Below are 4,829 nucleotides of genomic sequence, written 5' to 3' on the forward strand. Positions count from 1 at the left end.
GAAACCAAAATTCCTATGATTAGGAGTTAACTGCGGTGTATCCATACATTTTTTGTAAGACGTGCATCGCTAATGGGTCTGACCCGCCCTTCGCTAAAGCGCTAAAGCTCCGGCACTGGGTGAGCCAAACCCTTATACCGCAAGGGTTTGAGCAGATGGTCCTCTGTCCCCCGATACGGTGAAGCAACAGGGGACTGGCACCGTGCCAGGCCCCACATTCTCTGCCGTACTAAAGCTCCGGCCCCAACTCTTCAATCCGATGAAGCACAAGGGCTCAGAAGCGCAGGTCTCTGTCCCCCGATACGGTGAAGCAGTGCGGGACTGACCCCGCTAAATGCGCTGCTTTTGTAGCTGCCTGTTCAAATGCTGAATCTGCTATAAAATTGTGCTCTGACCCCACATTCGCTAAAGCACTAAACCTCCGTCCCCGCTCCTTTGCATAGCGCTCGGGGCAAGGGATTGGCGGGCAGCAGCTTGTTACCCTGCTGCTTTAAAGCAGTGAGGGTCAGAGCTGAGCTCTGACCCCACATTCGCTAAAGCACTAAACCTCCGTCCCCGCTCCTTTGCATAGCGCTCGGGGCAAGGGATTGGCGGGCAGCAGCTTGTTCCCCTGCTGCTTTAAAGCAGTGAGGGTCAGAGCTGAGCTCTGACCCCACATTCGCTAAAGCACTAAACCTCCGTCCCCGCTCCTTTGTATCGCACTCCGGGCAAGGGTTTAGCGGACAGCATCTTGTTCCCCCGTTCCTTTAAAGCATGAGGGGTCAGAGCACCAGTTTGCTGGACCATGGTCCGCAGCGTACAGCCTAGCCCAGAGCATCAGCCAACCGCCCCACAGCACTCAGCCCCAGCCCCAGCCTGAAGCCCCCAGCCAGCCAGCCACGACCTCCACCTACCTAGGCGAATAAGTCGCCATTCCGAACGGATATTCATAGTTGATCTCTTCATCGAACGTAATATAGTCAAGGTATACCATGAGCAGCAGGAAGCGTCTGCCGGACTGCGGGTCGCTAAGAATAATATGGTCGCGGCCTGCGGCTTCGATGTTTCCTTTGAAAATCATGGCGTTCCATTCTTTGTTGTTTTCAAAGGTCATGTACACGGTTGCGAGTTTGCCTCTGTTCAGCCGGAGGATGTTTTCGATATAGGATTCTTCAAGCGGCAGCATCCCCGGAATGCTTTGGGAAGGGGATTGCTGAGAGGGCATCGGAGGAACTTGAAGTCCCTGCTGTCCTTGCTGCTGCCCCTGCATGCCGCCTTGTCCCTGGCCCATTCCCATTCCCTGCTGTCCCTGGCCTTGCGGCATTTGACCTTGGCCTTGCTGCATTTGTCCCTGGCCTTGCTGTCCCTGCATGGCAAATGGCTGGAAGGCGCGTTGGTCGAAGCCTTGGTCGTACCCTTGATCGAATCCCATTTCATAGCCATAGCTCTGGCCTTGGTATGGGTAAGGCTGTTGCTGCTGGCTGTTGTTCTTTTTGAATAACATGGATGATCCCCCTTTTCGGTTCTGTTATCGGGTTGAATAAACAGATGCACAGTCTTGCTGGCTTGGTGTGAAGAAGCAGTGGGATTTGTAGCGCCCTGAGTTTGCCTGGCCGTACCAGGTTCCGGGGCAGCTGCCGCCCGGCCTGAAGAACCAAAGGGAGTATTCTCCGGGCCGGTAGCGGTTTCCGGCGATGACTTTTTTGGCAAGATCGATTTCATTTGAGCGGGCTCTTTGGTAAAAGTAGCCTTTTTGGGTCGCTTCAAATCCGCCTGGCCGCTGGAAGATCATTTTTTCGAGGGAATTGATATTTTTAAAGTCGAGGCAGGTGGCCCGGACGCGGTTCACCCCGACATTGCCCACCAGGAGCATTCCGGTCGGCCCGTCGCCTTCCCCCTCTTCCCTCATGAGCCTTGCCAGCATCTTCAATTCCTTATCGTTGTAAGGGACAACTGCCATGGCCCCACCCCTGACTAATCGAAATTGCGTAGTCTTCCACTCAGATAGTATGAAAGATTGCCGGTGCGTATTCATTTTTTGGCGAGGATTTAAATAAAGATAGGGAGAAGCAGAAAGGAGGGGCATGTTATGCATCAGCAGCCTGTTCACCCCGGATTTTATTACAGCAGGCAAAGCCGTGCCAACATTATTACGCTCACCATCATTCAATTTACAGGACCGGCGGCCGCTGTTCCTGCAATCACACTCACAGGTGATGACGGGAGCAGGTTCCGCGCCGAAAACAGAGGCAGCAGCCAGTACCGCATTTCCGGGAACAAGCCGCTTAAGATCGGGGTGGAGTACCGGATTGAGCCGCTTAAGGTAAGAGTGGCCGTACCAAAGCTGTTAATGGCAAAACAGATTGCGAAAAACCAGGTGGAAATGGTTTATGACCGGCCGTGTGATCTGGAGTCAGCGCTGAAAGTGACGAACTACTGGATCCGGGTCAACCGGAAGCAGCCTGTCGGGATCGGGACAGTAGGAGAGGATGGCAAACTGACAGCCGGCAACAGCTTACAGCCGCAGAACACGGCGGTCGCTCCTGCAGATCAATCGAAGATGCGGTTTATCCTCACCTTCAGCAAGCAGGCGGCACCGGGAGTGATTCATGAAGTGCTTCCGTGTTTTGTCAGTCAGGACGGCCACAGCGGCTACCGCGGGGAAAATTGGGATCAGACGAGTGAAAATCAATTCACAGGAAGATAAAAAAAGCTCTTTCCGGCTGGAAAGAGCTTTTACTTGTTAAATATGGAAAAAAGCCTGCACCTTTTCTTCCCGAAGGATGTTTCCTACATAAAAGGAACCGAATTCTCCGTAGCGGGCACTGACTTCGTCAAACCGCATTTCGTATACAAGCTTTTTAAACTGGAGGACGTCATCTGCAAACAGCGTGACACCCCACTCATAATCATCAAAGCCGACAGATCCTGAGATGATCTGTTTCACTTTTCCTGCATACTGGCGGCCGATCATGCCGTGGCTCCGCATCAGTGCTTTGCGGTCTTCCATCGGCAGCATGTACCAGTTGTCATTGCCCTGTCTGCGCTTGTCCATCGGATAGAAGCAGACGTGACTTGCCTTCGGAAGCTCCGGATAGAGCCTTGCCCGGACGTGGGGATTCTCATATGGATCGCCTTCGCCGGCAAGGTAGTTGCTGAGCTCGACGACAGAAACATAGGAATAAGCGGGCAGCGTAAATTCTGCCAGGCGCGTTTTATTAAATTCATTCTCGATCTCGTTCAATTCTTCCATAGTCGGACGCAGAACCATCATCATGAAATCTGCTTTTTGGCCAACAATGCTGTATAGAGCATGGCTTCCGTTCCCTGCTTTTTCAACAGCGCCCCATTTTTCAAGCAGCGATGAAAACTCGCGCACGACCATGTCCCGCTCATCGCCGGAGAGCATTTTCCATGCGGCCCAGTCCAGCGTTCTGAAATCATGCAGGCTGTACCAGCCGTCAAGGGTTTGGGCAGCTTCGTTTTTTGGCATATCGTTCAACATGTCCACTCCTATTCTAAACAAAATTCTACCCTAACTATATCATAGTTTAACTCATGGATTTGTGAATAAAACTTGAAGGAAACAAGGATGCTAAAGGAAGATATTCGGGTACGTAAAAGTAGTCAGTTAGTTTTGAATATAAAGAATTAAAGGGTGGCAGCGCTGTCATGGATCGGTATGGCTTGAATTTCATCCTCAGTCAAGTATTCTAAAAAAAGAGCCACTACAGAAGGAGGACATGATTATGTCAGATTTATTTTCAGTATTAAAAGAAAAAGTTACCGGAAAAGAGATAAAAATCGTTTTGCCCGAAGGTACGGATGAGCGTATTTTGGAAGCAGCTGCGCGCCTTGCTGAGGAAGGAATCCTCACTCCTGTCCTGATTGGGAACAAACAGGACATCGAGAAGAAAGCAGCAGAATTGAATGTGAAGCTGGACGGAGCGGAAATTAAGGATCCGAACCAGTTCGAAGGATTTGAAGAAATGGTCCAGGCATTCGTAGAGCGCCGTAAAGGAAAAGCGACCGAAGAACAGGCGCGCGAAATCCTGAAGGATGAAAACTACTTTGGAACTATGCTCGTGTATTCCGGACAAGCCCACGGACTTGTGAGCGGTGCAGCACACTCTACTGCAGATACAGTCCGCCCGGCACTGCAAATCATCAAAACGAAGCAAGGCGTTAAGAAAACGTCCGGCGTCTTCATCATGGTGCGCGGTGATGAAAAGTATGTATTTGCAGACTGCGCGATCAACATCTCCCCGGATGCTCAGGATCTGGCAGAGATTGCAGTGGAAAGTGCAAACACAGCAAAAATGTTCGATATCGATCCGCGCGTCGCTATGCTGAGCTTTTCAACAAAGGGTTCTGCAAAATCCCCTGAAACAGAAAAAGTCTCAGAAGCTGTCAATGTTGCAAAAGAACTCGCTCCGAACCTTGTATTGGATGGAGAGTTCCAATTTGACGCTGCCTTCGTCCCTTCTGTTGCAGAGAAAAAAGCTCCAGATTCTGTGATTAAGGGAGATGCGAACGTGTTCGTTTTCCCAAGTCTTGAAGCAGGCAACATCGGCTACAAAATCGCCCAGCGCCTCGGTAACTTTGACGCGGTAGGTCCAATCCTGCAAGGACTCAACATGCCGGTCAATGATCTATCCCGCGGCTGCAGTGCCGATGATGTATACAAGCTTGCACTGATCACTGCAGGGCAGACCGTACAATAAACCAGTCGTAAAAGCAGAGGAGTGCAATCTTCCTCTGCTTTTTATTTTTTTGGCTTTGTTAAAGCATAGTGTTGATTTTTCACACCTGTTGATTGGAGCGAAAGGCGTGAGACTCCGAGCTGAGAG

General features: G+C 50.9%; 5 protein-coding genes. 2 read left to right on the forward strand and 3 right to left on the reverse strand.

The annotated features are described in order from the left end of the window. Nucleotides 1-889: 889 nt before the first annotated feature. Together gerQ and GKZ89_RS20580 are read right to left on the reverse strand one after the other, a co-directional pair. Nucleotides 890-1,483 (reverse strand): spore coat protein GerQ, encoded by a 594-nt coding sequence (gerQ, locus tag GKZ89_RS20575; RefSeq protein ID WP_155114285.1) that lies wholly within the window; start codon nucleotides 1,481-1,483, stop codon nucleotides 890-892. Between the two features lie 24 nt (nucleotides 1,484-1,507). After that, nucleotides 1,508-1,939, reverse strand: coding sequence for a cell wall hydrolase (locus tag GKZ89_RS20580; protein WP_155114286.1), 432 nt, complete (start codon nucleotides 1,937-1,939; stop codon nucleotides 1,508-1,510). Between the two features lie 129 nt (nucleotides 1,940-2,068). Between GKZ89_RS20580 and GKZ89_RS21340 the strand changes: the two genes are divergently transcribed. After that, nucleotides 2,069-2,686, forward strand: a complete 618-nt coding sequence (locus GKZ89_RS21340) for a hypothetical protein (protein ID WP_241680344.1) — start codon at nucleotides 2,069-2,071, stop codon at nucleotides 2,684-2,686. A 36-nt stretch (nucleotides 2,687-2,722) separates the two neighbouring features. On the opposite strand, the gene hemQ is transcribed toward GKZ89_RS21340, so the two are convergent. Continuing rightward, a complete protein-coding gene (hemQ, locus tag GKZ89_RS20590; RefSeq protein WP_241680345.1) occupies nucleotides 2,723-3,472 on the reverse strand; it encodes a hydrogen peroxide-dependent heme synthase in 750 nt (249 codons plus the stop codon). Between the two features lie 256 nt (nucleotides 3,473-3,728). Between hemQ and pta the strand changes: the two genes are divergently transcribed. Next, nucleotides 3,729-4,703 (forward strand): phosphate acetyltransferase, encoded by a 975-nt coding sequence (gene pta / locus GKZ89_RS20595; RefSeq protein WP_155114288.1) that lies wholly within the window; start codon nucleotides 3,729-3,731, stop codon nucleotides 4,701-4,703. Nucleotides 4,704-4,829: the final 126 nt, after the last annotated feature.

The sequence above is a fragment of the Metabacillus mangrovi genome (genome assembly GCF_009711125.1).
GTDB classification, from domain to species: Bacteria; Bacillota; Bacilli; order Bacillales; family Bacillaceae; genus Metabacillus_B; species Metabacillus_B mangrovi.